This is a genomic window from Pseudomonas sp. R11F (assembly GCF_050312575.1).
Taxonomy (GTDB): domain Bacteria; phylum Pseudomonadota; class Gammaproteobacteria; order Pseudomonadales; family Pseudomonadaceae; genus Aquipseudomonas; species Aquipseudomonas palleroniana.
Window position 1 is genome coordinate 1 of the sequence record NZ_JBNPJU010000079.1, and the last position, 26271, is coordinate 26271.

Genomic DNA, 26271 nt, shown 5'->3' on the forward strand with positions numbered 1-26271 from the left:
GTCCAAGCTTCAAATGTGTAAACGATGTCCCCGGTTTCAGATGTAAACGATGTCTACGGTTCTACACCCGCGCTGGGTGGCGAAGCCGCCCCAAAACCGGCCACCTCGGTTTTTCTGAAGCACCGTGGCGTACTTGTTGGGGCGGCTTTGCCACCCAGAGCGGCAAGCCCGCTCACTACAGGTTCTGATCAGGGGAGGGGGGAGAAGGGCGAGCGCCCATCGGCACTCTGCAATTCCTGCAGGTAATTGCGGAAGATCTGGCCCAGCACTTGGGTGGCTACTTCCAACTCATCACGCTGCATGTGTTCGGCGACTTCGTCGGCGGTGTCCAGCGCGTCTTCGGCGCCGTTGACCGCGGCCATTTTCAGCACGATATACGCCTGGACGTTATTGGCCGGTACGCCTTCGCCCTTGAAGAACATGGTGCCCAGCTGGAATTGCGCCTGGGCGTGGCCCTGCAACGAGGCTTTCTCGAAGTAGCTCAAGGCTTTGTTGAGGTCGCGGGCCGGGTTTTTACTGTCGTGGTAATACTCACCCAACTCGTATTGCGCCTGCGCATCACCGTCGTCGGCCTGTTTCTGGCACGCGCTCAGGGCTTCGGCCTGGCTGTCTGGCTGTGTATTGAGGGTGCAACGACCCATCGCTGGGATTAACAACGAGTTGCCGCCTGCTTGTGCATGTGCCAGCAGCGGCTGAAGGAGCAACAGGCAGCCCAGTACCAGGGTGCGGCCGGTGCGTTTCATGGGAATCGACTTACCTCTGACGGGGCGCGCGGACCCTCGGGGAGTCCAATGAGCGCGCATTATGAAATAAGCAGGCCCCTGCTTACAAAGTCTTTACTCGATTTTCTGCTGCGAGGGCAAGTTATCTGCCGGATTGCAGGGAGATTCTCGAAAAAACTAGGAAAAATCTGTAGGCAAAGTAGTAAATCAGGCGTCGCCCAAGGCAACGCCTGACGTGTTGTCGCTGTTATTTCAACGCGGCGAAGGCACGCTCGGCAGCATCCAGGGTCAGTTTCAGCTCGGCTTCGCCATGGGCGATCGAAGTGAAGCCGGCTTCAAAGGCGCTCGGTGCCAGGTACACACCGCCTTCCAGCATCAGGTGGAAGAAGCGTTTGAACAGGTCGGCATCGCTGCCCATGACGTCATCGAAGGTGACGATGTCGTCGGCACCGCTGAAGTACAGGCCGAACATGCCGCCCGCCTGAGTGGTGACAAACGGGATGCCCGCGGCATCGGCGCGCAGTTGCAGGCCGTCCAGCAGGCGCGTGGTGTAGTCGGTCAGCTCGGCGTGGAAGCCTGGGCGGCTGATCAGGCGCAGGGTGGTCAGGCCGGCCGCCATCGCCAACGGGTTACCCGACAAGGTGCCGGCCTGGTACACCGGGCCCAACGGTGCGATGTGCTGCATGATTTCGCGTTTGCCGCCGAAGCAGCCTACTGGCATGCCGCCACCAATGATCTTGCCGAAGGTGCTCAAGTCCGGCGTGACGCCGTAGTAGGCCTGGGCGCCGCCGAGCGCGACTCGGAAACCGGTCATCACTTCATCAAAGATCAGCACCACACCATGTTTGTCGCACTGTTCGCGCAAGCCTTCGAGGAAGCCTGGCGCCGGTGGTACGCAGTTCATGTTGCCGGCCACCGGTTCGACGATGATGCACGCCACGTCTTGGCCGACTTCATTGAGCATCTGCTCGACGGCGGCGATGTCGTTGAACGGCAGGGTCAGGGTGTGTTTGGCGAACGCCGCCGGTACGCCGGCCGAGCTTGGCACACCTTGGGTCAGCAGGCCGGAACCGGCTTTCACCAGCAAGCTGTCGGAGTGGCCGTGGTAGCAGCCTTCGAACTTGATGATGCTGTCGCGGCCGGTAAAGCCACGGGCCAGGCGGATCGCGCTCATGGTGGCTTCGGTGCCCGAGCTGACCATGCGCACCATCTCCATGGATGGCACGATGGCACACACCAGGTCGGCCATCTCGGTCTCCATGGCGGTCGGCGCGCCATAGGACAGGCCGTGTTCCAGTTGCTTGCGCACGGCGTCGAGTACGTCCGGGTGGCTGTGGCCGAGGATCATCGGGCCCCAGGAACCCACGTAATCCACATAGCGTTTGTCATCTTCGTCGGTGACGTAGGCGCCTTCGGCATGCTTGAAGAACAGTGGCGTGCCGCCCACGCTCTTGAACGCACGCACGGGGGAGTTCACACCGCCGGGGATGTGTTTCTGGGCATTGGCAAACAGCGTTTCGGAACGGGACATGTCGGGGCTCTCTGAATTCAGGTGTGTTGTCTATTTAAGGCGCAGAAGGTCGTTGAATGCGCGGGCGCGGCGCGTGACTTCCTGGGTGCTGTCGGTACCGAACAGGCCATGCACCACGGCCAGCAGGTCGGCACCGTGGTCCACCAGTGGTTCGGCGTTTTCCAGGGTGATGCCGCCGATTACGCAGATCGGCAACTGCAACCGGGTGCGGGCCTGGGCGAGCATTTCGACGGTGGCAGCGGGGGCGCCAGGCTTGGTATTGGAATTGAAGAAACGGCCGAAAGCGACGTAGCTTGCGCCTTCCCTGGCGGCCTGCTCCGCCAGTTCGATCTGGCTGTGGCAGGTGGCGCCGATAATCGCCTTGGAGCCCAGCAGGGCGCGGGCAGGGGTCAGCGGGCCGTCGGTCTGGCCCAGATGCACGCCGACGCCCAGGCGTGCGGCCAATTCGGCGTCATCATTGATAATCAGCTGGGTCTTGTAGCGCGAGCACAGCTCTCGCAACTTCTCGGCTTCGCGCAGGCGCCGTGCTTCGTCGCTGCTTTTGTCGCGGTATTGCAACAGGCTCACACCGCCTTCCAACGCCGCTTCGACGTAGGCGAGGAATTTGCCGGCCAACAGTTGGCTGTCGGTTATGGCATACAGGCCACGTAGTTTCATCGGGCAGGCCTCTTGCTTTTAAGGACGAAAAGTTACGAGCAGAAATCCAGCGGCAGCCGGCGCGGCACGAACTGGCCCTGGCCGAGTTGTTCGGCGTCGCGCAGGGTCCGCCAAGTGTAGTTGAGCGCCGATTGCACGGCGCTGGCCAAGCCTTCGCCCTGGGCGATGCGGCCGGCCAGCGCACTGGCCAGCGTGCAACCCGAACCGTGGTAACTGCCGGGCAAGCGCTGGCAGGTAAAGGTCTGGCGGCTGCCGTCACGGCTGTACAGGCGGTTGTGCACTTCGTGCTCGTCGCCATGGCCGCCGGTGATCAGCAGGTGCTTGATATAGGGCAACAGCTTCTCGGCGCATTCGTCCGCCGTCCCCTCAGGCAACTCGGCGAGGATGCGCGCTTCAGGCAGGTTCGGCGTGGCAATCAGCGACAGCGGCAACAGGCGCTCACGCATCGCATAGCCGACTTCGTCCTTGCCCAGGCTGCCACCACCGCCGGCGCGCAGCACCGGGTCGCACACCACTGGCAGGTGCGGATGCGCCTGTAGCAGTTCGACCACGGTGTCGACCATTGCGATGGAACCCAGCATGCCCAGTTTGACCGCCGCCACTTCGGAGTCGCCGAGCACGGCATTGGCCTGGGCCAGCACCCATTCGCGGTCGAGCACGCGGAAATCACTGACGTTGACCGTGTTCTGCACGGTCAACGCGGTGACGGCCGGGGCCGCATGGCAGCCTTGGGCGAGCAGGGCTTCGATATCTGCCTGCAAGCCGGCGCCACCACTGGGGTCGTGGCCGGAGAGACAGAGGACAACGGGACGAGAGCTGTAGATATTCATGGTGCGCGAGCTTACCACCAAACGCTTTTGGCGTGGCTGTCGGGCGTGGGGGGAATTAATGGCTTGAAAACCACCTGGATATTCCCCGCCAATGATCTGGCTGAGCCCATGAAAAAGCGCTGAAAGCCTCGTGATAGAGGCTTTCAAAAAATTATTTCAATAGTGTCTAATGGCCTTTACTGGCTATGCTAGAGTGGATTCAAACAACTCACGGTATCGCCGGTGTACGTCTACTCAAAAGGAATGGGGGGCTTTTGACATAACCGGACAGTCCACGCTGGGGCTCTATGCGCTATTTGCTGATCTTATTGTTGTGCGGGTTGCCGCTGCTCGCCAACGCCGTCGACTTCGATCAGGAGACTCGAAGCCTGCCGCTGGGCCGGGTCATGCAAGTGCTCGAAGACCCCACGGATGCCCTCACCATCGCCGAAGTCAGTTCCCCGGCTTACGCTGCCCAGTTCAAGACCCATGACAAAGCCACCCTCAATGCCGGCTATTCGCGCTCGGTGTTCTGGCTCAAGGTCGACCTGCATTATCTCGCCCAAGACCCCCGCGCCCCGCGTGGCTGGTTTCTGGAACTGGCCTATCCGCCGCTCAACCATGTGGACCTGTACCAGAAGGACGGCACCGGTCACTACCGCCTGACGGCGCGCACGGGCAGCGCCCTGCCGTTTTCCAGCCGTGAGGTTCGCCAGAGCAACTACCTGTTCAAGCTCAACTTCGTGCCCGACCAGCAGGAAACCGTCTACCTGCGCCTGCAAAGTGAAGGTTCGATCCAGGCGCCGCTGACACTGTGGTCCGGTACCGCCTACCTGGAACAGCAACCACTGCGCCTTTACGTGCTCGGAGCCATTTATGGCGTATTGCTGGGAATGCTGGTCTACAACCTGTTCATCTACTTGAGCGTACGCGACACCAGCTACCTCTATTACATCCTCTACATTGCCTCGTTCGGCCTCTATCAACTGGCGGTCAATGGCGTGGCCATGGAGTATTTCTGGCCGAACAGCCCGTGGTGGGCGAATGCGGCGGTGCCGTTCCTGATCGGCTCGGCAGCGCTGTTCGGCAGCCTGTTCGCACGCAGCTTCCTGCACACGGCGCAGCACAGCCGCTGGCTTGATCGTCTGTTGCTGGCGTTGGCGGCCTGCGGCGCGGTGGTGATGGTGCTGGCGCTGCTGACCAGCTATGCACTGGCCTTGCGCCTGGCGACCGGCCTGGCGCTGGTGTTTACCGTGACCATCTTTTTCACGGCCATCAAGGCCTGGTTCTGTGGCCAGCGCATGGCGCGTTATTTCATCATTGCCTGGTCGGCGTTCCTGCTGGGCGGGGTGGTCAACACGATGATGGTGCTGGGCTACCTGCCTAATGTGTTCCTGACCATGTATGCCAGCCAACTCGGCTCGGCCATTGAGGTGGCGTTGCTGTCCCTGGCCCTGGCCGATCGCATCAACGGCATGCGTGAGCAACAGGCGCAGATCCTCTTCGACGCCAGCCAGAAGCTCGAAGTGCTCAACCAGCAATTGGCCCGCAGCAACCGTCTCAAGGACGAATTCCTCGCCACGCTGACCCACGAGTTGCGCACGCCGATGAATGGCGTGATCGGTTCCCTGGAGCTGATGCACACCGTGCCGCTGGACGATGACTTGGCGCAGTACCAGCAAACGGCTGCCGGCTCGGCGCGGGACATGATGCGCATGGTCAACGGCATCCTCACCTTGACCGAACTGCAAGCCGGGCGCCTCACCGCTCAGCCCCAGGTATTCAGCCTGCGTGGCACCCTGGATACTTTGCGCCAGCAGTTCAGCGCCAGCGCCCAGAGCAAGGGGCTGGCGTTTTCCATCGATATCGCCGATGAACTGCCGGACCGCATGATCGGTGACGCGGGCAAACTCACTCAGTGCCTGGATTGCCTGCTGGACAATGCCTTCAAGTTCACCCACGAGGGCAGTGTGCGCTTGCGCGTGGTGGGCGTGCCACATGCGGATGGCGGGTTGCGCTTGAGCTTTATCGTGACCGACACCGGCGTGGGCTTCGCCTTTCTGGACGAGGCCACGCTGTACCAACGCTTCTTCCAGCTCGATGGTTCGACCACCCGCGAATACGGCGGCCTGGGTATTGGCTTGGCGATTTGCCGGCAGTTGATCGAGTTGCTGGGCGGGCGTCTGACCCATCATTCCGAGCCGCGTAAAGGCAGCCGGTTCCAGTTGGAGATGGAAGTCGGCGCGGCGCCGTCTGAACTGAAAGTGCCGTCTGAACCGAAAGTCGCCCTCGACAGGCAGCGTGCTCCTCAGGATTGCGCGGTGCTGTTGGTGGACGACAACAGCGTGGGCCAACTGGCGGTACGCGGGATGTTGCTCAAGCTCGGTTACCGGGTGAAAACCGTAGACAGTGGCGCGTCAGCCCTGGCGCTCCTGCAAGACGAAACCTTCGATGCCGTGTTGCTGGATGTGCCCGAAGGTGGTTTCTCATTGTGCTGTCAGATCCGTGCCTTGCCGGGGTGCGGTGAGTTGCCGGTGATTGCCTTGAGTACCTCTTTGCAGGTGCCGGAGCGTGAGCGTTGCCACGGTGTCGGCGTCAGCGACCGCCTGTCAAAACCCGTGCGCTTCGACGCTTTGCAGGCGGTGCTGGAGCGGCGTGTGCTGTGCTCGGTAGAGGGCGAAAGCGCCGGACATTCGGCGTTTATGCCACTTTTTAAAGGCCGATGACGGTGCTTAACTGAAACTTCGGCCCTACCGGTAGGCAGCGTGCAGCAGCGAGCAAGCTCGTTCCTGTAAACCGCCTTGATCGACGTGGCCTTTATTTCAGGAGGCCCGCCATGAACCTGCATTCGTTCGCCGAAACCCACGACGTCACCAACCAGCCGCCCTCCCTGGACGGTACCAACCTCTACCGCGTCGACTTGCCCCTGCAAGAATGGTCGCGGCGTTTCGGCGCCGGCTGGGCGCAGACACGTATCGATGCTTACGGTGCGCTGGCCGGTGGTCCGTTGATGGAAGCCGGGTTCCTGGCCAACCAGAACAAGCCGGTGTTCAACAGCCATGACCGCTATGGTCATCGCATTGACCTGGTTGAATTTCACCCGGCTTATCATGAACTGATGCGCACCGCCGTCGAACATGGCCTGCCGTCGCTGCCCTGGGCCCATCCGCAGCCCGGTGCCCATGTGGCCCGCGCTGCGATGACCTACCTGCACAGCCAGGCCGAAGCCGGTACCGGCTGCCCGCTGACCATGACCTTCGCCTGCGTGCCGGCGCTGCGCCTGCAGCCAGACCTGGCGCAGACCTGGCTGCCCAAAGTGCTCAACACCCAATACGATCCGCGCAACGTCGGCATCGCGCACAAGGGCGGTGCCACCATCGGCATGGCCATGACCGAGAAGCAGGGTGGCACCGATGTGCGCGCCAACACCACCCGTGCCTACCCGGTGGGCGCGGGCGGCCCCGGGCAAGCCTATGAACTGGTGGGGCACAAGTGGTTCTGCTCGGCACCGATGTGCGACGCGTTCCTGACCCTGGCCCAGACCGACAAGGGGCTCACCTGTTTCCTGCTGCCCAGGCACCGCCCGGATGACACGCGCAACGAGTTCTACATCCAGCGCCTGAAAAACAAACTCGGCAACTGCTCCAATGCGTCCAGCGAAGTGGAGTTTCGCGGCGCCCTGGCCTGGATGATCGGCGAAGAGGGGCGTGGCGTGCCGACCATCATCGAGATGGTCGCCATGACTCGCTTCGATTGCATGGTCGGCTCCAGTGCCCTGATGCGCCAGGCGCTGACCCAGGCCAGCCATCATTGCGCCCATCGCTCGGTCGGCGGCCGCGTGCTCAGCGAGCAACCGCTGATGCAAAACGTACTGGCCGACCTGGCCCTGGAGAGCGAAGCCTCCCTGGCATTGAGCCTGCGCATGGGGCGGGCATTGGACCATCTCGCTGACGAGCAGGAAGCCAAGTTCGCCCGGCTGGTCACGGCGGTGGGCAAATATTGGATCTGCAAGCGTGCGCCGGCGATGATCAACGAAGCGGCCGAGTGTATGGGCGGCGCCGGGTATGTGGAGGACAGCATCCTGCCGCGTCTGTACCGTGAGGCACCGGTGAATTCGACGTGGGAAGGTTCGGGCAATGTGCAGTGCCTGGACGTGCTGCGGGCGTTGTCCAAAGAGCCGGGTGTGCTGGAGGCGCTGTTCGTCGAACTGGGCAGCGGTCACGGCGATAAACAACTGGCGCGGCATATCGAACAGTTGAAGACGGCGTTCATGGACACCCAGGATATCCAGTACCGCGCACGGCAACTGACCGAGGATATCGCCCTGGCCTTACAGGCAAAGCTGTTGCTGGAAGCGGGGAATGCGGCGGTCAGTGACGGGTTTATCGCCAGCCGGCTGGGGGCATCGTCCGGCCGCGTGTATGGCACCTTGCCGCGAGGGGTGGAAGTCGAGGCGATTGTTGCGCGTTCCACGCCAGCCCTTTGATGCGCTCGGTCAAGCCCACACATTTTGCACGCATTTCAATCCTTGGTTTCCGTCCAGCAGGGATACAGGCAAGATAAAGGCCTGCAAGTCAGAACACAGGATGCTTACCGTGACCGAAGCTTTTGTTGTCGTTCAAACCGCTGAAGAAGCCGTGGACCGGCTGGCGGCTCTGCATGAGCGTGCTACCGGGGCGCTCAATCAGGCTCTCAAGCAATACCTCAAGAACCGCGTCGAACCCGACGCCGAACAGCGCGCACTGTTTCGCTACCCGGAACTGCGCCTGACCTACCATTGCCACGGTGAAGTCCCACAGACCACCCGGGCATATGCCAAGGTCCAACTGCCGGGAACCTACAGCGTTACCGTCACCCATCCTGCGGCGTTCCGTAAGTATCTGCTGGAGCAACTGGTGCCGCTGATGCACGACTTCACCGTGACGGTAGAAGTGGGCGTCAGCCAGCAGAACATTCCTTACCCATACGTGGTGGAGCAGGGCGACGAACTGGCCGGCTCCGGCGTTACCGCCGCGACCCTGGCTCGCGTATTCCCCAGCACCGACCTGTCCGCCGCCACCGACGGCATTGCCGATGGCCTCTACGATTGGGAAAACACCGACCCGCTGCCTCTGGCACTGTTCGATGCGGCCCGCGTGGACTTTTCCCTGCGTCGCCTGGTGCACTACACCGGTAGCGACTGGCGCCATGTGCAGCCGTGGATTCTGCTGACCAACTACCATCGCTATGTTGACCAGTTCATCGTGCATGGCCTGGAGCAACTGCGCAGCGATCCGCGCTTTATCCGCATGGTGCTGCCGGGCAACGTGGTGATCGACAAGAGCATGGATCACGGCGAAGCCTCGGCGATTGCCGCCGGTGTGGTCTGGCACCGCTATCAGATGCCGGCCTACCACTTGCAGGCCGCTGACGGCCACGGTGTGACCCTGGTGAACATTGGCGTCGGCCCGTCCAACGCCAAGAACATCACCGACCACCTGGCTGTGCTGCGCCCCCATTGCTGGCTGATGATCGGCCACTGCGGCGGCCTGCGCCAATCCCAGACCATCGGCGACTACGTACTGGCCCACGCCTATATGCGCCGCGACGGGATTCTGGACCGCGTCGTGCCGCCGAACATTCCGATCCCGGCCCTGGCCGAAGTGCAACTGGCGCTGCAGCAGGCCGCGGCGAATGTCACCGGCGAGAAGGGCGAAGAGCTGAAAAAGCGCCTGCGCACCGGCACCGTGCTGACCTACGACGACCGCAACTGGGAACTGCGTTGGGCCCAGGAACGGCCGCTGATCAACCTGTCCCGCGCCGTGGCGGTGGACATGGAAAGCGGCACCATTGCCGCCCAGGGTTACCGCTTGCGCGTGCCTTACGGCACCTTGCTGTGTGTGTCGGACAAACCGTTGCACAGTGAGATCAAGCTGCCAGGTTCGGCCAACGCGTTCTATGAGCGTGCGGTCAGCCAGCACTTGAAGATCGGCATCGAGGCGGTCGACCTGTTGCGCACCGAGCTCAACTCGCTGCACTCGCGCAAACTGCGCAGCTTCGACGAACCACCGTTCCGCTAAGCGGTTGGGATGGTCATTTAGCGGTCAGGCCACTAGCATTGTCGGTCCTGACCGTTAGATGTTCTTTTTGCCATGTCCCGTCCCACTCGCCCCGATTCGCGCCGTCCTGGCGTGAAACCTCCGTATTCCGCTGCGCGGCGTGTCGCCAAGGCGCCCCCGGCCGAGCCGAAGCTGATCCTGTTCAATAAGCCGTTCGATGTACTGACCCAGTTCAGCGACGAAGGTGGGCGTGCGACCCTCAAGGACTTTATCGACATCCCCGGTATCTACCCGGCCGGTCGCCTGGACCGTGACAGCGAGGGGTTGTTGTTGCTGACCAACGATGGGCAACTGCAGGCGCGGATTGCCGATCCCAAGCATAAGCTGGCGAAAACCTACTGGGTGCAAGTCGAAGGCGAGCCGACACCAGAGCAGTTGCAACGCCTGCGTGACGGCGTGGAGCTTAACGACGGCATGACCCTGCCCGCCGAAGCGCGCCAATTGGATGAGCCCCAGTTGTGGCCGCGCAACCCACCGGTACGCTTTCGCAAAAGCGTGCCGACGTCGTGGCTGGAGTTGGTGATTCGCGAAGGCCGCAACCGCCAGGTGCGGCGCATGACGGCGGCGGTTGGGTTGCCGACCTTGCGCCTGGTGCGGGTACGCATTGGCGGCTGGTCGATCGATGGCCTGGATCAAGGCCAGTGGAAGGAAGTGCCGGCGCGTTTATAGGGCGCCGGATTCGATCAGGCCGATCACCACGCTTTTGATGATGAACGCCGCCACGCCCAGCCCCAGTACGAAAAACAGGATGAACGAGCCAAAGCGGCCAGCTTTGGACTTCTTCGCGAGGTCCCAGACGATAAAGCCCATGAAAATAATCAGGACAGTGACCAGGCCGGTCATCATCCATTCTTCAAACAGGGCGGGGTCGATGTTGTTCATGGGGATTTTTCCGACAGTGAAGGCGGCGAGTATACGGCAGCGCTACTGACGCAATATTGACCTGGATCGAAGTCCGTTCCAACTGTGGGAGGGGGCTTGCTCCCGATAGCGGAGTGTCATTCACTGGATGCATCAACTGACACACTGCCATCGGGAGCAAGCCCCCTTCCACATTGGATCGCGATTGGTCCTGGGGTCAGGTGCGCAGGTGGGTCAGGGGCAGTTCGGTGCTGTTCAACACCTGGTTCAGCACAAAGCTCGACCGCACGCTGGTCACGCCTTCGATGCGGGTCAGGTGGCCCAGCAGCAATTTTTGATAGTGGTCCATATCCGGCACCACGACTTTCAACTGATAGTCCGCATCCATCCCGGTCACCAGGCTGCATTCCAGCACTTGGGGCAGGGTGCGGATGGCCGCTTCGAAGTTCTCGAAACGCTCTGGCGTGTGACGGTCCATGCCGATCAATACATAGGCTGTGAGGCTCAGGCCCAGCATCTTGCGGTCGAGCAAGGCGACCTGGCGGGCAATGTAGCCGTCGTCTTCCAATTGCTTGACTCGGCGAGAGCAGGGCGACGGTGACAGGCCGATGCGCTCGGCCAACTCCTGATTGGAGATCCTCGCGTCGCGCTGCAATTCCGCCAAAATACTCAGGTCGTATCGGTCAAGCTTGCTCATTGGGTTGGCCTTTGTCGTAACTATTGCGGTGAATTATCTATGAAGGGTTAAAAATTGCGCAAGCACTGTTTATTGACGCAATCTTCGCAATCATCTGTCGGGCACACGCGGGTATCGTTATCAACAGAATCACCGCCTGGACAACAGTCCACTCCCAGCGAGCCCAATCAGGCACGCTGCGGCCGCCGCCCCAGCAGGGTTGAGCCGGCCTCCAGGCTGCACACTGTCTACCAGACGGCGTGAGGTGAGCCAACGTCAAAAGCGTTGAGCCAGGACAAAATTCTCAAGGGGTGGCCGACGGGTCGCCCCTTTTTCTTTGCCTTGAGAAAATTGTTCTCGTGACTGATAACCTGTCTCAGAACCGGGTGAGGCTTTTCCAGTCTCATGTATGAGGCCGGGTATCCAGGCCCTAATCCGCAGTGAGGAATAGCATGAAACGCATCTGGCGTTTGGCAGGTGTAGGTTTGCTGATGGTCACCGTCAGCGCGCAAGTGATGGCTGATGACCCCCGTTCTGAAGGCGGCGGCCAACATGAAAGAGGGCCGGAGGGTGGGCGGCAGGGCAACGAACCGCCCCGCCCGCAAAACAACCAGCCCCGTCCACAGAATCAACATTTCGAGAACAATGCGCCGCGCCCGCAAAACGAGCATTTCGAGCGTGGCGAGCAGCAGGGGCACGGGCAGTGGCAAGGCCGGCCGCAAGGCGCCGAACCTCCTCGGCCAGCGCCGCAGCCTGCGAATAACCTGCCGATCCAGGGGCGCCCGGACACCGTTCGGCAAACCCAGGAGCCGCGCCAGGGTTACTACCAGGACATCCCACGGCGTAATGACGGCAATCCGCATTGGCAACCGGGTAATGGCCCCGGGCCGCGTCCCGGCGGCGGTTTCAACAATGGCCGCCCCGATGACCACCGCTGGCCAGGCCGCCCCGATGGGCACGGCAACGGCTGGGGCCCAGGCCCGCAATACCGACCGGGCTATGTCGTCGACCGTTTCCCCGAGCGTAATTACCGCGTGCCCTACCGTGGCCAGGATTATTTCTACTCCGGTGGCTATTGGTATCGCCCGCAAGGCCCGCGTTATGTGGTGGTAACGCCGCCGTACGGTATCCGCGTGCAATACCTGCCGGATTACGCACGGGAAGTGTGGGTGGGCAGTGCGCTGTTCTTCCTCGCGGCCGGCGCTTATTACACCTACGAAAGCAGCACCCAGCAGTACGTGGTGGTGCAACCGCCGACCCAAGTGCCGACACCGCCGCCGGCGCCACAGGGCAATGGTTATGACGTGGTGGCCTATCCTGCCAACGGCCAGTCACCGGGCCAGGTGCAACAGGATGGTTATGACTGCTATCGCTGGGCGGTGCAGCAAAGCGGTTTTGATCCGCAGGCGGTGACCTACGCCCCGGCGCCTGCGGTGGTGCAAACCTACCGTCAGGCCCAGGGCAACTGCCTGAGCAGTCGCGGTTATCAGGTGCAGTATTAGGTTTTATTGCCCGTGACCACTTCCCGCGGGTCGGCGTGCACCAGCACTTCGGCACGCGGGTAGGCTTGGTGAATGGCGTCGGCGGCTTGATCGCTGATGCCATGGGCGACTGACAGCGTCAATTCCCCCGGCAATTCCAGATGCAACTGCACGAACCAGTGGCTGCCGGAGATTCGCGTGCGCAAATCGTGCGCGCCCAATACACCGGGAACGCCACGGGCCAGTTCCAGCATGTGCTGGCTCACGTCCACTGGCAGTTCCTCGTCCATCAATACCGCAAAGCTCTCCCGGGCGATCTGGATGGCGCTCCACAAGATGTAGGCGGCAATGCCCAGGCCGAACCAGGCGTCGACCTGATGGTAACCAAAACCCGCCAACACCAGCGCCACCAGGATGCTGCCGTTGAGCATCAAGTCCGAGCGATAGTGCAGCGAGTCGGCGCGCACCGCGTTGGAGCCGGTTTCACGGATGACCCGGTGTTGCAGCATCAGCAGCGCCACCGTCATCAACAGCGAAAAGACGATCACCCCGATGCTCAACCACGGCGCGCCGACGGGTTCCGGATGCTGCAAGCGCTGGTACGCCTGGAACGCGATCAACACCGCGCTGCCGGCGATAAACAGCGCCTGGGCCATGCCCGACAGCGATTCCGCCTTGCCGTGCCCATAACGGTGGTCGTCATCGGCCGGGCGCAGCGCGTAATGCACGGCGAGCAAATTCAGCAGCGAGGTCACGCCATCGAGCAGCGAGTCGGTCAACCCGGCGAGCATGCTCACCGAGCCGCTGAACCACCAGGCGATCGCCTTGGTGATAATCAGCGCAGAGGCCACGCCCACTGAAGCGCGGGTGGCCAGGCGCAGGAGCCTGGCGTGTTCAGGACTGCTGGTCATGGACGATCCTTAGGCAGCGGGTTGCAGGCCCAGGGCGGCCAGTTGTTGCACGCTGCCCTTGAACTGGATCAGGCGCGGGTCATCAAGTGGCAGGCTGCGCCCGGTTTCTTTCTGGATGATGGTTTGCAGCTTGGCGTTGTCGACTTTGCCGTCTGCGCCAATGGCTTCGTGGAGTTTTGCCGGGTCAACCTGGGCGGTCTTGCCCGGTTCGAAGTAGATGGCGCCGGTGGCGAAGTCCACGCCGAACGCGATCAGGCCGGGGATTACATAGAACAGCAGGCCCACGGCGTCGAGCACGGCAATCGCCGGGTCGATCTTGCCGTCGATCTGGCCACGGCGGTCCGGGTAGAAGATCGAACCGCAGGCGGTCAGCTGGCTCAACAGGGTGACGGCGAGGACACCGCCGATGATGCGGGAAGCGATACGCATGGAAACTCTCCTGAACACGTTTTAAGGGTGAATATAAGCCAGTTTTGTCAGGCGACGATGATCAAGTGTGGGAGGGGGCTTGCTCCCGATGGCAATGTGTCAGGCAACTGCTTGGCTACTGACCCACTGCTATCGGGAGCAAGCCCCCTCCCACAGTTGACCGCGTCGACAGCCCAGAACCGTGGTGTTGTTGAGACCATCATCGGCATCCGGCAGTTCGCCGTTATACTCGCCGCTCTGTTCTGGAGCCAGTATGAATTCGTTGCCGATTGATGAAGTTTTACCCGCCCTGCGTGACGCCTTGGCGATTCGCCATGAAGCCGTGCTGGAAGCGCCGCCCGGCGCCGGTAAAACCACCCGCGTGCCCTTGGCCTTGTTGAACGAGCCGTGGCTGGCCGGGCAAACCATCCTGATGCTCGAGCCTCGACGCTTGGCCGCCCGCGCCGCGGCCGAACGCCTGGCCAGCGAGTTGGGGGAAAAAGTCGGTGAAACCGTCGGTTATCGCATTCGCCTGGACAGCAAGGTCGGCCCGAACACCCGTATCGAGGTCGTCACCGAAGGCATTCTCACCCGTCGCCTGCAGGACGATCCGGCACTGGAGGGCGTGGGTTTGCTGATCTTCGACGAATTTCACGAGCGCAGCCTCGACGCCGACCTGGCGCTGGCCCTGAGCCTCAACGGCCGCGAGCTGTTTCGTGATGAACAGCCGCTGAAGATCCTGTTGATGTCGGCCACCCTCGAAGGTGAACGCCTGGCGAGCCTGCTGGAGGATGCGCCGATCCTGCGCAGCGAAGGGCGCATGTTCCCGGTGCAGGTGCGTTGGGGGCGGCCGTATCAGGCCGGTGAATTTATCGAGCCGCGTGTGCTGCAGACCATCCTTGAGGCCTTGCAGGACGAAGCCGGTAGTGTGCTGGTGTTCCTGCCGGGGCAGGCGGAAATTCGTCGGGTCAACCAGCAACTGGCGGACGCCCTGGGCGAGCGCAATGATGTGCTGCTCTGTCCGCTGCACGGCGAACTGGACCTCAACGCCCAACGCGCCGCCATCGACCCGGCGCCTGCCGGCAAACGCAAAGTGGTACTGGCTACCAACATCGCTGAGACCAGCTTGACGATTGACGGCGTGCGCGTAGTGATCGACGCCGGGTTGGCGCGGGTGCCGCGTTTCGACCCCGGCAGCGGCATGACCCGCCTCGATACCCAGCGCATCTCCCGCGCCAGTGCCACGCAGCGCGCCGGCCGGGCGGGGCGTCTGGAGCCGGGGGTGTGTTATCGGTTGTGGTCCGAGGATCAGCATGAAGGTCTGGCGGCGTATGGCAGCGCGGAAATCCTCGCGGCGGATCTTGCAGGCCTGGCCTTGCAGCTGGCGCGTTGGGGCGTGGCCCCGACGCAACTGGTGTGGCTGGATGTGCCGCCGACCGCCGCCTATGCCCAGGCTCAGGACTTGCTGGTACGCCTGGACGCGCTGGAGGACGACAAGCTGACCCCGCACGGTCAGAAAATGGCCGAGTTGCCGGCGCATCCGCGTATCGCTCATTTATTGCTGCGTGGGCAGGACCTGGGTTTGGCGGCCACGGCCTGTGAGGTGGCTGCCCTGTTGGGCGAGCGCGATATCCTGCGCGGTGGCGGTGCCGATTTGCACAGTCGGTTGGCCTTGCTGTCCGGCGAAGAGCGCGCACGTGGCACCCAGGGTGGTGTGCAAAGAGCCAGGCAATTGGCCCGGCAGTACCGTGGTTATCTGCGCGGCAAGGCGACTCAGGCGGTGGCTGATCCCGACCACCCGCGCTGGCTCGGCGCCTTGCTGGCCCTGGCCTACCCGGACCGCGTCGCGCAACAACGTCGCCCGGGTGGCGCCGAATACCGCCTGGCCAATGGGCGCGCCGCGCTGTTCGCCGAGGCTGACAGCCTGATGAAACAACCTTGGCTGGTGATCGCCGACCTCGGCAGCCGCCAGGGCCAGCGGGAAGAGCGCATCTACCTCGCGGCGGATTTCGACCCGGCGCTATTCGATACGGTATTGGCCGAACAGGTGCGCAACGTCGACCAGTTGGATTGGGACGAGCGCGAAGGCGTGCTGCGCGCCGAGCGCCAACGCAAAGTCGGCGAACTGGTGCTCAGCCGCGAGCCCCTGACCGGCCTGGATGAGTCCGCCCGCAGCCAGGCGTTGGTCAACCTTATCCGCCGCAAGGGGCTGGCGCTGTTGCCCTGGACCCCGGAGCTGCGCCAATGGCAGGCCCGTGTCATGCTGCTGCGCCAGCTGGACGCCGGAAAAACCAGCGAATGGCCCGACCTTAGCGACAGCGCCTTGCTCGCCAGCCTGGAGCACTGGCTGATGCCGTACTTGGGCAAGGTCTCGCGCCTCAGTCATTTTTCCAACCTGGATATCTCCAGTTTCCTCCACAACCTGCTGCCCTGGCCGCTGCCACAGCGCCTGGACGAACTGGCACCGCAGCATGTGAAGGTGCCATCGGGTTCGTCGGTGCGACTGGACTACAGCGAACAGCCGCCGATCCTGGCGGTGCGCCTGCAGGAATTGTTCGGGTTGGCGGATACGCCGCGCATTGCCGGTGGGCGGCAGGTGGTGAAGCTGCACTTGTTATCGCCTGCGCGGCGCCCGGTGCAGGTGACGCAGGACCTGGCTAACTTCTGGCGCAGCACCTATGCCGAGGTGAAGAAGGATTTGAAAGGGCGCTATCCAAAGCATTACTGGCCGGATGATCCGTTGGTCGCCGAGGCGACGGCCCGCATCAAACCCCGCAAGTAGCAACCACCAAGAACAATGGTGGGAGGGGGCTTGCTCCCGATGGCCTGCGTAGCAGGCCCATTTTTGAGGCCGCTGCGCGGCCTATCGGGAGCAAGCCCCCTCCCACAATGACCGCGTTAAGCCTTAACTGACAGTCATTAGGGCAAGCCCCCCTCCCACATTATTTCGGTGGTGCCTGTCAGGGCGCGGCGGGCAGCAGGAACCGGGCAATCACCGGCAAATGGTTGGAAATGCGCAACGTATCCTCCTGCCGCACCTTGGCTTCGACCCGCTTGATGCGTGGGCTGTAGAACAGATAGTCCAAGGTGCGATCCGGGCCGTCGAGGCTTGGGTCGTTGGGGTAGTGCGTCAGCCATTTCGCACGGTCGATGCCGCTGGCTTCGCTGTTGCTGGGGATCATCGGGTATTTGTCCCACAGCAAATGCAACTCGCTGTCCGGCGAATACTGACCGCGCTTGCCCGCTTCCAGGCGCAGGAACTGCCCCAGCGGCAGTAGGTTGAAATCCCCGCCGATCAACCAGGGCGTGCCTCGGCCTTCGAGCTTATCCAGCAATTTCACCGTTGCCTTGACTTGCTCATCCACCGCCGAGCGCCCAGGCATATCGCGACCCAGACGCGTATTGAGCACCGCCAGTTGGCCGCCATCGCTCAGCGGCAGGTACGTCAGCAGCAAGGCCGGCTTGGGTTGGAACTGGCGGCTGATGAAGTTGCCGGGCGATACCGGCAGTTGCAGGCGTTCGGCGTGTTCGATCTGGTAGCGGCTCAGGGTCGCCAGTTTGCGGCCGACACTGCCGAAAATATGCAGGCTGGGGATGAAGTCGGCTTTCCAGTCGAACGCCTGGGCGCTGCACGGGTAAAGGTCGACCAGGCGTTCCTGCAACAGGGCCAACTGGTCTTGATAGTGGGATGGCTTGGCGTTTTCGTCGAGTTCCTGCAGCAGCAGGATGTCGGGTTGTTCGTCACGGATCACCCGCGCCACTTCATCGAGGCTGTAGGCCATGTCTTCCACGGTCGGACGGTCGTCCGGGCCGCTGCCGTCGGGAGTGTCGTACCAGAATACGTAGTTTTTGCCGGCCAGGTATTGCACGTTCCAGGTCATCACCTTGAGCGCCTGCCCCGGCAGCAGGGTCGGCGCGCGGGGGGCGCCACAGCTGACGGGCAGGGTTTGCTTGTCGGCAGGGCGCCAGGTCAAGCTGTAGATCAGGGCAGTGAGCAGGCCTGCGATGATCAGCAGGCCCAGCAGGAAGATGCGCAATAAACGGGTCATTGGCTCGGCTTATCAGCGTGTCAGGACAGGCACGGAGCATATCACCGTGCGTCGGCGTCGCCACCGATCAGCATGAATAAACGGAACAACACCACACTGGTAAACAACTGCAGGAAACTGTGGGCGCTGTCCATCAACAGCCCCAGTAACGGACCCGGGTCTGGATAGGCCGCGGCGCTGGCGCCCTTGAGCAACCACAGCGGCGTCATCACGCACAGCAGGCAGACCAGGATTCGCCAGAAGTGCCCACGGCTCAGGCGAAAGCTTTCCTTCATCGCGTCCAGTGCCGGCATGCCGCGCAGCACCAGCAGGTACTCGGCAAACGCCAGCACCACCATCAGCCACAGGCCGGGCAGGAAGTACAACGACAAGCCCAGCAGAATCAGCAGCGTGCTCATGGCCGTCAGCAGGGCGAAGCGTGGCCACAGGGTCAGGGCCATGGCCCAGACATCCTTGGTGCGCGGCGACTCGCCGCGGGTGCGCGCATCCAGAAACAGGATCAGGGCGCCGGTGTACAGCGGATACACCAGCAGCCCGACGACCACGCTGTAACCGGGGAACGCATCCGGCCCCAGCGTGTGGTCCAGCACCTGTTGCAGCAGGGCTTCGAGGATCACCAGCGGCAGGCACAGCTGGACGATGGCGCCCAGGTTGCGTTGGGTGAAACGGAAGGAGTCGCGCAGTACGTCTAACGGATTCATCAGGTTCATCGCAGGCCAAAAAGCAAGGCCCACACTTTAACCGATCAGGGCTGGCGTTAAGCAAACGTAAACCTTAGGTAAAGACTATTGAAACGTCTGGTAACAGCCCCATAACTAGTCGCGTAGCTTGCCTGGTCCCAGGCAGGCCCATGATTTCTACCGGCAATCTAACGAGGTCGCCATGAACAGCGAAGAGCAAACCCTGATCGATGGACTGTTTTCACGGTTGCAACAAGCCGAAAAGGACTCAGCCCCCCGCGACGCCCTGGCCGAAGCGCGGATCAAGGAACACATGACTCGCCAACCGGCCGCCGGGTACTACATGACCCAGTCGATCCTGGTGCAGGAACACGCGATCAAGAGTCTCGACGCGCAGAACAAGCAGCAGGCACAGCAGATCCAGCAATTGCAGGATGAGCTGCAACAAGCCCGTTCCCAGGCGGCCCAGCCTGCGCCGAGCAGTGGCGGTTTCCTGTCGAGCATCTTTGGCGGCGGCTCCCGCGATCCGCAACCGGCTCAGAGCGCGCCGGCGTCGACGGGTGGCGGCTGGCGTGAGCCGGGGCGGCCATCGTTCGGCCAACCTGCGCCGCAACAAAACTACGCTGCACCGCCGCAGAACTATCAACAGCCGCAACAGGCACCGGCAGCGCCGATTGGCAGTGGTTTTCTCGGTGGCGCCCTGAAAACCGCCGCTGGTGTGGCCGGTGGTGTGATGCTGGCCGAAGGCATCAGCAGCTTGTTCAACCACAACTCTCAACAGCCGCAGGTCGTGGAAGAAATCATCCGCGAAGAGCCCGCGCCGGCCAGTGACAACGGCAACTGGGGCAATGACGACCAGCGTTTCGCCGGGAATGACAGTTGGGGCGGCAACAATGCTGACAACTTTGCAGACAGCGATTATTCCGACAATTCCTCCCCCTTTGACGACGACGATTCCTACGTCTGACCTGCATTCAACCGGGGCGCTTCGTCGCCCCGGGCTGATTTTTCTCGGAAACTTTCCCATGGCTGGCATACTGGCGCCTTTGCGGACCTCCGTGTCCGGCGTCCAAGTGGTAAGCCTGGGGAAGTGCGGTGAAAAAAATTGCGGTGTTCGCCGATGTACAAAACCTCTATTACACCGTGCGCCAAGCCTATGGTTGCCACTTCAATTATGCCGCCTTGTGGGCTGACATCAGCTCACGCGGGCAGATCGTAGAGGCGTATGCCTATGCCATCGACCGTGGCGACAGCAAGCAGCAGCAATTCCAGCAGATCCTGCGCAACCTGGGCTTTACGGTAAAACTCAAGCCTTACATCCAGCGCAGCGATGGCTCGGCGAAGGGCGACTGGGACGTGGGCATCACCCTCGACATCATGGATGCCGCCGACCACGTCGACGAAATCGTACTGGCCTCCGGCGATGGTGATTTCGACATGCTGCTCGAGCGCGTTATCCACAAGCATGGCGTCGAAGCCGTGGCCTACGGTGTCCCGGGGTTGACGGCCAACTCACTGATACGCGCCGCCAGCCGCTATGTGCCGATCGAAGGCGCGCTGCTGCTCAAATAGAACGCTGCGGCTTGATAAACAGTTAGACGGAGTTGGAACAGGTTTGGAACGTATAGCGGTCATCGACTTTGAAACCACCGGCATCACCCCGAGCAGCCACTGCCGGGCCACGGAAATCGCGGTGGTCATCCTCGAGCGCGGCCAGATCGTGGATCGCTACCAGAGCCTGATGAACGCCGGTGTGCGTGTGCCGGGCTTTATCGAACAACTCACCGGCATCAGTAACGCCATGCTGCGCAGCGCACCGCCGGCCGAGCGTGTGATGAACGAGGTCAACGAGTTCGTCGGCACGACGCCACTGCTGGCGCACAACGCGGCCTTCGACCAGAAGTTCTGGGATTATGAGCTGGGCCTGATCCGCCGCACCCGCCTGCAGAAATTCGCCTGCTCGCTGTTACTCGCCCGCCGTCTGATGCCCGCGGCGCCCAACCACAAACTCGGCACCCTCAACAGCTACGCCCAGTTGCCCCACACCGGCAAGGCTCACCGGGCGCTGGCGGATGCGGAGATGGCGGCCAACCTCACGGCGTACCTGGCCCAGGAACTGCGCGGGACTCACGGCTTGCGCGAACTCTCCCACGACCTGCTGTGCACCTTGCAGAAAGTGCCGGCGGCGAAGATCACCGAACACCTGAAGAAGCACCGCGGGTTCTGAGCCCCTGACAATGAAACTCCAACTGTGGGAGGGGGCTTGCTCCCGATAGCGGTGTGTCAGCTCCAGATTAGCGGGCTGGTCCACCGCCATCGGGAGCAAGCCCCCTCCCACAGTGTCGTCAGGGAATAAACGCCATCACCGATGCGGGCGACCCTGATCCGCCTTCGAGCGCCAAGACACCTATCACCAATGTTGCACCCTTGGCCGGCAGGCGGTCGAGATGGGTCAAACACTCCAGCACAATCCCATTCCTGGCCAGCACCGCACGATTGGTCGCGAATGCAGTGCTTTGCCCCGGATCAACCCCATGGGTATCAATACCGACCCCGGCGATCCGACGCTGCTCAAGCAAAAAACCAATCGCCGCCTCGCCGATCCCCGGAAAGTGCGAGCCTTGCGCGTCCAGCCCGAAGAACGCCACCGGGTCATGCCAAAGATGTTGCCAGCCGGTGTACATCAAGACCACCGAGCCGGGCTCGATTGGCCCGTGTTGGCGTTCCCACTCTTCAATATCCTGCGGGCTGACTGCGTAATCGGGGTTGCCCTGGGTTTTACTGCGCACGTCCACTACCACTGCCGGCCGCACCAGGTCTTCGGGTTGATAACCGTCGATCCCCATTGCGTCGGCGTAGAAGCTGTTCGGCGCATTCATATGCGTGGCGCTGTGTTCACCCATGCTGAAACGTCGCAGGAAATAGCCATCCTTTTCCAGGGCGGCGACCTCTGCAAAAACCACCGGAGGGTCGCCCGGCCATAGCGGGATACGTGGGCTGACCGGGTGGCTGAGGCTGATGACCTTGCGCTGTTTATCCAGCATTTCTGGCCTCCAACTGCCCCAGCGGCACCCGCCGCTCTATCGCGCTCGACAAAATGATCGAGGTCTTGCTGAACCCGAATTTTGCGATCCGGTTGATCAGGTTCTCCAACTCCGGCATCGAGCCCACGGCGGCTTGCATGATCACGCACGGGTCACCGGTCACGCGGTGGCATTCGGTGAGTTCGGGAATTTCGGATAAGGCGTCATACACCTTCTGGCTGCCGTGATTGGTCAGGCGCAGCTCAATCACACACTGAATCGGCAAACCCACTTTGGACAGGTCCACCTTGGCCTGATACCCGGTGATCACGCCACTGGCCTCCAGCTTGGCCACGCGCTCTGCCACGGCGGGGGCGGAGAGGTTGACCGTGCGAGCCAGTTGCGCAAACGAGGCGCGGCCGTCTTCGAGCAAGGCACTGAGGAGCATGCGGTCGTATTTGTCCAATGATAAGGCTCCGTAATGTGTGGCTTTCGAATCTATGGTTTATATCCCTCATAACCGTGTTTTGAAAAGTGTATTGGCGTTTTAAACAGGTTTTGTAACTTATGTTTATCAACCTGCCTTTTTAGAATATGTCTTCTGTCCTCCTGCCATAGAGCCGTCCAATGCCTGGCCCACGTCGCTTTCCCTTACCGTTGATCGCCGCCTTTTTTGCGTTGTATGTGATCTGGGGGTCTACCTACCTGGTGATTCGTGTCGGCGTGGAGTACTGGCCGCCGTTGTTGCTGGCCGGGATTCGGTTTTGCACGGCCGGGGTGTTGATGTACGGCTTCCTCAGGTGGCGCGGGGTGCCGGCACCGACCTGGGCTCAGTGGAAAGCGGCCGGGATGATTGGCATCTTGTTGCTCACCATCGGCAATGGTGGCGTGAGCATGGCTGAACATATGGGCGTGTCGTCCGGCGTGGCGGCGTTGGCCGTGGCGACCGTGCCGTTATTCACTTTGCTCTGTGGGTATTTCTGGGGCGCACGTAATACCCGTCTGGAATGGGCCGGGGTGATCCTGGGTATTATCGGCATTGCCATGCTCAACATGGGCAGCACGTTGCAGTCGAGCCCCATGGGCGCGGTTCTGCTGTTGGTGGCGGCCGCGTCGTGGGCGTTCGGTTCGGTGTGGAGCCGGCAATTGCCGCTGCCCCAGGGCGCCATGGCCAGTGCTGCGGAGATGCTGGTTGCCGGTGTGGCGCTGCTGCTGGTCAGCGCGCTTTCCGGTGAGCGCCTGCAGGCCGTGCCGCCACTGGAAGGCTGGCTGGCGCTGGCCTACCTGACCGTGTTCGGTTCGATCATTGCCTTCAACGCCTACATGTACCTGCTCAAGCACGTGCGGCCGGCGGCGGCGACCAGCTATGCCTATGTGAACCCGGCAGTGGCCGTGTTGCTGGGGATCGTGTTCGTCGGTGAGACCATCGGCATGGAAGAAGCCTTGGCAATGCTGGTGATCATCAGCGCGGTGCTGTTGATCAGCCTGCCCCAGTGGCGAAAGCCCCGGCCGGAATAAGGTAAACTGCGCCGAATTGCGGTTTTTTACCCGCTCATGCGCTGAATTTTCTTACGGTAGACACATGACTTTCGCCACCCTTGGCTTGATCGAACCCTTGCTGCGCGCCCTTGAGACGCTTGGCTACCAGACCCCGACGCCGGTGCAGGCGCAGGCCATTCCGGCGGTGCTGGCCGGTCGCGACCTGATGGCCGCGGCCCAGACCGGCACCGGCAAGACCGCAGGTTTCGCTGTGCCGCTCCTGCAATTGCTGACCCTGGAAGGGCCGAAAGTCGCCCCCAACTCGGCGCGCGCGCTGATCCTGTGCCCGACCCGCGAGCTGGCCGAGCAGGTTCACGCCAGTGTCGCCGAGTACGCTCAACATCTGCCGCTGACCACTTATGCGGTGTACGGCGGCGTGAGTATCAACCCGCAGATGATGAAGCTGCGCAAAGGTGTCGACATTCTGGTCGCCACCCCAGGCCGCCTGATCGACCTGTTCCGCCAGAACGCGCTGAAACTCAATCAGCTGCAAACCCTGGTGCTGGATGAAGCCGACCGCATGCTCGACCTGGGCTTTTCCGAAGAACTGGCGAACATCTACCGCATGCTGCCGAAAAAGCGCCAGACCCTGCTGTTCTCCGCGACCTTCTCCGATGACATCCGCCTGCTCGCCGGGCAGATGCTCAACGACCCGCTGAGTATCGAAGTCAGCCCGCGCAACGTCGCCGCCAACACCGTCAAGCAATGGGTGGTGCCGGTGGACAAGAAGCGCAAGCCAGAGCTGTTTGTGCACCTGATGCGCAAAGGCCGCTGGAAGCAGGTACTGGTGTTCGCCAAGACCCGCAACGGCGTGGATGCACTGGTGGATAAGTTGCAGGGCCTGGGCGTCAATGCCGATGGGATCCACGGTGACAAACCGCAGGCCACCCGCCAACGGGCGCTGGACCGCTTCAAGGCCGGCGAGGTGCAGATCCTGGTGGCCACCGATGTGGCCGCCCGTGGCCTGGATATCGAAGACTTGCCGCTGGTGGTCAACTTCGACCTGCCGATCGTCGCCGAAGATTACATCCACCGTATTGGCCGCACCGGGCGTGCGGGCAACACCGGTGAGGCGATCTCCCTGGTGTGTGCCGATGAAGTGAACATGCTGTCGGCCATCGAGATGCTGACGCGTCAGACCTTGACCCGCAAAGTCGAGCCGGATTTCGAGCCCGAGCACCGCGTGCCGGACACCGACGCCAGTGGGCAAGTGGTAAAGAAACCGAAAAAACCGAAGAAGCCCAAGGCCTCGGGCGGTGGCGGCAAACGTAACCTGGGCAAATGGGTGGACAGTGGCGAAGTGGCGCCGGCGGAGCCATCGATCAAACCGGTGCGCAAGGTGCCGGTGTTTAACACCGGGCCGCGTAAGAAGAAGTAGTTTGCTGCGTGACTGATAGCCTCATCAGAAGCAAGCCCCCACATTTTGAATCTGTTCACCGTTCAAAATGTGGGAGGGGCTTGCCCCCGATGGCGGCATTAAAATCACCACAAATCTCAGCGCTTGAGCCACTCCAGCATCCCATGCCCCGCCGCTTTGCCGCTGGCAAAACACCCCGTCAGCAAGTACCCGCCCGTCGGTGCTTCCCAGTCCAGCATCTCTCCCGCACAGAACACCCCCGGCAACTGCTTGAGCATCAAGCGCTCATCCAACGCCTCGAACGGCACGCCGCCCGCGGTGCTGATCGCTTCATCGATTGGCCGGGTTTTAACCAGTGTCAACGGCAGTGCCTTGATAGCCACCGCCAACTGCGTCGGATCATTGAAGTGTTCAGCTGGCGTCAGCTCCCGCAACAAGGCCGACTTGACCCCATCCAGGCCCAACTGGCTGTGCAAGTGCTTGCTCATCGAACGCGAGCCACGGGGCTTGGCCAAGGCGGCTTGCACCTTGTCCAGCGGCTTGCTCGGTAGCAGGTCGATATGCACGGTGGCTGAACCGTCGCGATTGATCGCTTCGCGAATCGGTGCTGACAGCGCATAGATCAAGCTGCCCTCGATGCCCGTGGCGGTGACCACACATTCCCCCAGCCGCGGCTTGTCATCCGCCAGGCCGATGGCGACGTTTTTCAGTGGTGCACCGGCGAATTTGCTGATCATCAAGTCGCTCCAGGCCGACACCTCGAAACCACAATTGCTCGGCTGCAAAGGGGCGTACGGCAAGCCTTGATCTTCGAACAGCTTAAGCCAGGCACCGTCGGAACCCAGGCGCGACCAACTGCCGCCACCGAGGGCCAGCAATACGGCTGGGCTGTGGACAGTTTTTTCGCCGTCCGGGCTGTGGATAACCAGCCCGCCGTCTGCGGCCCAACCCACCCAGCGATGGCGGGTGTGGATAACCACGCCCTGGTCGCGCAAGCGCTTGAGCCAGGCGCGCAACAGCGGGGCGGCCTTCATGTCCGTAGGAAAGACGCGGCCCGAAGTGCCAACAAAGGTCTGTATGCCTAGGCCGTGAATCCATTCGCACAACGCCTGGGCACCAAACGCGCGCAACAATGGCGCCATTTGCGGGGCGCGTTCGGCATAACGCAACAGGAACGCCGGGTACGCTTCCGAATGGGTGATGTTCATGCCGCCTACACCCGCCAGCAGGAACTTGCGCCCCACCGACGGCATGCCGTCGTAGAGGTCGACCCGCACGCCTGCCTGGCTCAAGACTTCAGCGGCCATCAGCCCGGCAGGGCCGCCGCCGATAATGATGACGTGTTGGGAAGGGGTATCGGGCATGGGGCAGGGCTACGGTCGCTTGAATAGGCCGAGCATTCTACCCGACGACAGCGCAAACGCCTGATCAAAAAACATACAGCTTCCTACAAGCCTTATGTAAAGCAG

General features: G+C 62.1%; 24 protein-coding genes. 11 read left to right on the forward strand and 13 right to left on the reverse strand.

The genetic code is table 11. The features are described 5' to 3' along the window. Positions 1–188: 188 nt before the first annotated feature. The 4 genes from ACQRBV_RS26720 to ACQRBV_RS26735 form a co-directional block, all read right to left on the reverse strand. Complete coding sequence (locus ACQRBV_RS26720; protein ID WP_411985818.1) at positions 189–743, reverse strand: tetratricopeptide repeat protein; 555 nt, start codon at positions 741–743, stop codon at positions 189–191. A gap of 226 nt (positions 744–969) precedes the next feature. After that, positions 970–2253, reverse strand: coding sequence for a glutamate-1-semialdehyde 2,1-aminomutase (gene hemL, locus ACQRBV_RS26725; protein WP_161548422.1), 1284 nt, complete (start codon positions 2251–2253; stop codon positions 970–972). 30 nt (positions 2254–2283) lie between these two features. Further along, positions 2284–2910, reverse strand: a complete 627-nt coding sequence (gene thiE / locus ACQRBV_RS26730) for a thiamine phosphate synthase (RefSeq protein ID WP_411985817.1) — start codon at positions 2908–2910, stop codon at positions 2284–2286. A gap of 32 nt (positions 2911–2942) precedes the next feature. Further along, positions 2943–3740, reverse strand: coding sequence for a hydroxymethylpyrimidine/phosphomethylpyrimidine kinase (locus tag ACQRBV_RS26735; RefSeq protein WP_060754707.1), 798 nt, complete (start codon positions 3738–3740; stop codon positions 2943–2945). A 287-nt stretch (positions 3741–4027) separates the two neighbouring features. Here ACQRBV_RS26735 and ACQRBV_RS26740 point away from each other — a divergent pair, with 287 nt between their 5' ends. From ACQRBV_RS26740 to ACQRBV_RS26755, 4 genes are all read left to right on the forward strand, one after another. Beyond that, entirely contained in the window at positions 4028–6445 is a 2418-nt protein-coding gene (locus tag ACQRBV_RS26740; protein ID WP_161548421.1) for a hybrid sensor histidine kinase/response regulator, read from the forward strand. 110 nt (positions 6446–6555) lie between these two features. Next, positions 6556–8205, forward strand: a complete 1650-nt coding sequence (locus ACQRBV_RS26745; protein WP_104996055.1) for an acyl-CoA dehydrogenase family protein — start codon at positions 6556–6558, stop codon at positions 8203–8205. 100 nt (positions 8206–8305) lie between these two features. Beyond that, positions 8306–9778 (forward strand): AMP nucleosidase, encoded by a 1473-nt coding sequence (amn, locus tag ACQRBV_RS26750; RefSeq protein WP_161548420.1) that lies wholly within the window; start codon positions 8306–8308, stop codon positions 9776–9778. A gap of 72 nt (positions 9779–9850) precedes the next feature. Next, complete coding sequence (locus ACQRBV_RS26755) at positions 9851–10486, forward strand: pseudouridine synthase (RefSeq protein WP_090365671.1); 636 nt, start codon at positions 9851–9853, stop codon at positions 10484–10486. On the opposite strand, the gene ACQRBV_RS26760 is transcribed toward ACQRBV_RS26755, so the two are convergent. Together ACQRBV_RS26760 and ACQRBV_RS26765 are read right to left on the reverse strand one after the other, a co-directional pair. Beyond that, entirely contained in the window at positions 10481–10690 is a 210-nt protein-coding gene (locus ACQRBV_RS26760; RefSeq protein ID WP_032884769.1) for a DUF2788 domain-containing protein, read from the reverse strand. The genes ACQRBV_RS26755 and ACQRBV_RS26760 overlap by 6 nt on opposite strands. 205 nt (positions 10691–10895) lie before the next feature. Beyond that, positions 10896–11375, reverse strand: a complete 480-nt coding sequence (locus ACQRBV_RS26765; RefSeq protein WP_003194418.1) for an Lrp/AsnC family transcriptional regulator — start codon at positions 11373–11375, stop codon at positions 10896–10898. Between the two features lie 431 nt (positions 11376–11806). On the opposite strand from ACQRBV_RS26765, the gene ACQRBV_RS26770 reads away from it, so the two are divergent. Beyond that, positions 11807–12856 (forward strand): DUF6515 family protein, encoded by a 1050-nt coding sequence (locus ACQRBV_RS26770; RefSeq protein WP_104996054.1) that lies wholly within the window; start codon positions 11807–11809, stop codon positions 12854–12856. Here the strand turns inward: ACQRBV_RS26770 and ACQRBV_RS26775 are convergent. Both ACQRBV_RS26775 and ACQRBV_RS26780 read right to left on the reverse strand, forming a co-directional pair. Then, positions 12853–13746, reverse strand: a complete 894-nt coding sequence (locus ACQRBV_RS26775; RefSeq protein ID WP_411985816.1) for a cation diffusion facilitator family transporter — start codon at positions 13744–13746, stop codon at positions 12853–12855. The two genes, ACQRBV_RS26770 and ACQRBV_RS26775, sit on opposite strands and share 4 nt — an antisense overlap. A 9-nt stretch (positions 13747–13755) precedes the next feature. Continuing rightward, positions 13756–14175 carry a hypothetical protein gene (locus tag ACQRBV_RS26780; RefSeq protein WP_060754700.1) on the reverse strand — a complete coding sequence of 140 codons (420 nt, stop codon included), beginning with the start codon at positions 14173–14175 and terminating at the stop codon, positions 13756–13758. A 253-nt stretch (positions 14176–14428) separates the two neighbouring features. Between ACQRBV_RS26780 and hrpB the strand changes: the two genes are divergently transcribed. After that, on the forward strand, positions 14429–16936 hold the full coding sequence (hrpB, locus tag ACQRBV_RS26785; protein WP_411985815.1) for an ATP-dependent helicase HrpB: 2508 nt from the start codon (positions 14429–14431) through the stop codon (positions 16934–16936). A 178-nt stretch (positions 16937–17114) separates the two neighbouring features. On the opposite strand, the gene ACQRBV_RS26790 is transcribed toward hrpB, so the two are convergent. Continuing rightward, the gene (locus ACQRBV_RS26790; protein WP_060752347.1) at positions 17115–18203 is read right to left on the reverse strand and encodes an endonuclease/exonuclease/phosphatase family protein; all 1089 of its coding nucleotides are present in this window, start codon (positions 18201–18203) and stop codon (positions 17115–17117) included. 41 nt (positions 18204–18244) lie between these two features. Beyond that, positions 18245–18904: a YciC family protein gene (locus tag ACQRBV_RS26795; RefSeq protein ID WP_126870832.1), complete on the reverse strand. Its 660-nt coding sequence runs from the start codon at positions 18902–18904 to the stop codon at positions 18245–18247. Positions 18905–19085: 181 nt separating this feature from the next. On the opposite strand from ACQRBV_RS26795, the gene ACQRBV_RS26800 reads away from it, so the two are divergent. From ACQRBV_RS26800 to ACQRBV_RS26810, 3 genes are all read left to right on the forward strand, one after another. Further along, positions 19086–19850 (forward strand): DUF2076 domain-containing protein, encoded by a 765-nt coding sequence (locus ACQRBV_RS26800; RefSeq protein WP_411985814.1) that lies wholly within the window; start codon positions 19086–19088, stop codon positions 19848–19850. 128 nt (positions 19851–19978) lie between these two features. Continuing rightward, positions 19979–20455, forward strand: coding sequence for an NYN domain-containing protein (locus ACQRBV_RS26805; RefSeq protein WP_060752345.1), 477 nt, complete (start codon positions 19979–19981; stop codon positions 20453–20455). 43 nt (positions 20456–20498) lie between these two features. Further along, positions 20499–21110, forward strand: coding sequence for a 3'-5' exonuclease (locus tag ACQRBV_RS26810; RefSeq protein WP_104996048.1), 612 nt, complete (start codon positions 20499–20501; stop codon positions 21108–21110). Between the two features lie 118 nt (positions 21111–21228). Here ACQRBV_RS26810 and ACQRBV_RS26815 read toward each other — a convergent pair whose 3' ends face one another. Beyond that, positions 21229–21927, reverse strand: coding sequence for a cyclase family protein (locus ACQRBV_RS26815; RefSeq protein ID WP_411985813.1), 699 nt, complete (start codon positions 21925–21927; stop codon positions 21229–21231). Continuing rightward, positions 21917–22372 carry an Lrp/AsnC family transcriptional regulator gene (locus tag ACQRBV_RS26820; protein ID WP_090365685.1) on the reverse strand — a complete coding sequence of 152 codons (456 nt, stop codon included), beginning with the start codon at positions 22370–22372 and terminating at the stop codon, positions 21917–21919. The genes ACQRBV_RS26815 and ACQRBV_RS26820 overlap by 11 nt, the downstream gene beginning before the upstream one ends. A 161-nt stretch (positions 22373–22533) precedes the next feature. Here ACQRBV_RS26820 and yedA point away from each other — a divergent pair, with 161 nt between their 5' ends. Both yedA and ACQRBV_RS26830 read left to right on the forward strand, forming a co-directional pair. Further along, the gene (gene yedA / locus ACQRBV_RS26825) at positions 22534–23424 is read left to right on the forward strand and encodes a drug/metabolite exporter YedA (RefSeq protein WP_090365686.1); all 891 of its coding nucleotides are present in this window, start codon (positions 22534–22536) and stop codon (positions 23422–23424) included. A 64-nt stretch (positions 23425–23488) separates the two neighbouring features. Continuing rightward, on the forward strand, positions 23489–24823 hold the full coding sequence (locus ACQRBV_RS26830; protein ID WP_104996045.1) for a DEAD/DEAH box helicase: 1335 nt from the start codon (positions 23489–23491) through the stop codon (positions 24821–24823). A gap of 116 nt (positions 24824–24939) precedes the next feature. Here the strand turns inward: ACQRBV_RS26830 and ACQRBV_RS26835 are convergent, their stop codons facing one another. Beyond that, positions 24940–26166, reverse strand: coding sequence for a TIGR03862 family flavoprotein (locus tag ACQRBV_RS26835; RefSeq protein WP_411985812.1), 1227 nt, complete (start codon positions 26164–26166; stop codon positions 24940–24942). Positions 26167–26271: the final 105 nt, after the last annotated feature.

Coding starts and splice junctions, on each gene's coding strand:
- thiE (WP_411985817.1), bottom strand. CDS start 2,910: ATGAAACTACGTGGCCTGTATGCCATAACCGACAGCCAACTGTTGGCC.
- ACQRBV_RS26720 (WP_411985818.1), bottom strand. CDS start 743: ATGAAACGCACCGGCCGCACCCTGGTACTGGGCTGCCTGTTGCTCCTT.
- ACQRBV_RS26780 (WP_060754700.1), bottom strand. CDS start 14,175: ATGCGTATCGCTTCCCGCATCATCGGCGGTGTCCTCGCCGTCACCCTG.
- ACQRBV_RS26770 (WP_104996054.1), top strand. CDS start 11,807: ATGAAACGCATCTGGCGTTTGGCAGGTGTAGGTTTGCTGATGGTCACC.
- ACQRBV_RS26775 (WP_411985816.1), bottom strand. CDS start 13,746: ATGACCAGCAGTCCTGAACACGCCAGGCTCCTGCGCCTGGCCACCCGC.
- hrpB (WP_411985815.1), top strand. CDS start 14,429: ATGAATTCGTTGCCGATTGATGAAGTTTTACCCGCCCTGCGTGACGCC.
- hemL (WP_161548422.1), bottom strand. CDS start 2,253: ATGTCCCGTTCCGAAACGCTGTTTGCCAATGCCCAGAAACACATCCCC.
- ACQRBV_RS26835 (WP_411985812.1), bottom strand. CDS start 26,166: ATGCCCGATACCCCTTCCCAACACGTCATCATTATCGGCGGCGGCCCT.
- ACQRBV_RS26755 (WP_090365671.1), top strand. CDS start 9,851: ATGTCCCGTCCCACTCGCCCCGATTCGCGCCGTCCTGGCGTGAAACCT.
- ACQRBV_RS26800 (WP_411985814.1), top strand. CDS start 19,086: ATGAACAGCGAAGAGCAAACCCTGATCGATGGACTGTTTTCACGGTTG.
- ACQRBV_RS26795 (WP_126870832.1), bottom strand. CDS start 18,904: ATGAATCCGTTAGACGTACTGCGCGACTCCTTCCGTTTCACCCAACGC.
- ACQRBV_RS26745 (WP_104996055.1), top strand. CDS start 6,556: ATGAACCTGCATTCGTTCGCCGAAACCCACGACGTCACCAACCAGCCG.
- ACQRBV_RS26830 (WP_104996045.1), top strand. CDS start 23,489: ATGACTTTCGCCACCCTTGGCTTGATCGAACCCTTGCTGCGCGCCCTT.
- ACQRBV_RS26735 (WP_060754707.1), bottom strand. CDS start 3,740: ATGAATATCTACAGCTCTCGTCCCGTTGTCCTCTGTCTCTCCGGCCAC.
- ACQRBV_RS26790 (WP_060752347.1), bottom strand. CDS start 18,203: ATGACCCGTTTATTGCGCATCTTCCTGCTGGGCCTGCTGATCATCGCA.
- ACQRBV_RS26740 (WP_161548421.1), top strand. CDS start 4,028: ATGCGCTATTTGCTGATCTTATTGTTGTGCGGGTTGCCGCTGCTCGCC.
- ACQRBV_RS26815 (WP_411985813.1), bottom strand. CDS start 21,927: ATGCTGGATAAACAGCGCAAGGTCATCAGCCTCAGCCACCCGGTCAGC.
- amn (WP_161548420.1), top strand. CDS start 8,306: ATGCTTACCGTGACCGAAGCTTTTGTTGTCGTTCAAACCGCTGAAGAA.
- yedA (WP_090365686.1), top strand. CDS start 22,534: ATGCCTGGCCCACGTCGCTTTCCCTTACCGTTGATCGCCGCCTTTTTT.
- ACQRBV_RS26765 (WP_003194418.1), bottom strand. CDS start 11,375: ATGAGCAAGCTTGACCGATACGACCTGAGTATTTTGGCGGAATTGCAG.